The sequence below is a fragment of the Vibrio sp. YT-19(2023) genome, assembly GCF_033337395.1.
Genome location: NZ_JAWOQN010001225.1, coordinates 1 through 505 on the forward strand (window position 1 = coordinate 1; position 505 = coordinate 505).

Consider the following 505-nt stretch of genomic DNA (forward strand, 5'->3'; position numbering starts at 1 on the left):
CTTGGCTTCTCCACCAGCCACTGTTTTAAACAACCCATAGGAAGAGGCAAACCACTGAGAGCCATCCGCCGCTGTCACTATATCTAGCGACTCGCCATATTTTTCCGAGAAACGATTGAAACGAATACGTTCATCATCGTATTCATAAATGCCGTGGTCCGTACCAATAAAAAGTTTATCTTCGGTATCATATAAGCGCGTCACTTTAGCTGGTAAGTACTGACTCACGATCCATTCGCTACCAAAGTTTCTGACGGATTGCTTGTCGATATCAACGTTGTAAAGTTGGTAACCGCTGGATACCCACAAACGGTTTGCGTCGTCTGGAGCAATATGCTCAACAGTATGCCCAGCCATTACTTGTAAATAAGGGAAGCTAACCTTTTTCAGCCCCTCCAATTGGAATATCTCCAAACCTTTTGAAGTGGCAAGCCATAACATGCCTCGTTGGAACGCAAATTCGTTAATTTGAGAATCTAATTCTAAGACTTTTACAATCCCTTCC

At 43.4% G+C, this 505-nt stretch carries 1 pseudogene; it reads right to left on the bottom strand.

Annotation, left to right across the window (positions count from 1 at the left end):
* Nucleotides 1-505 (bottom strand): annotated as a pseudogene (locus tag R7E78_RS30970) (AraC family transcriptional regulator); the annotation flags it as partial.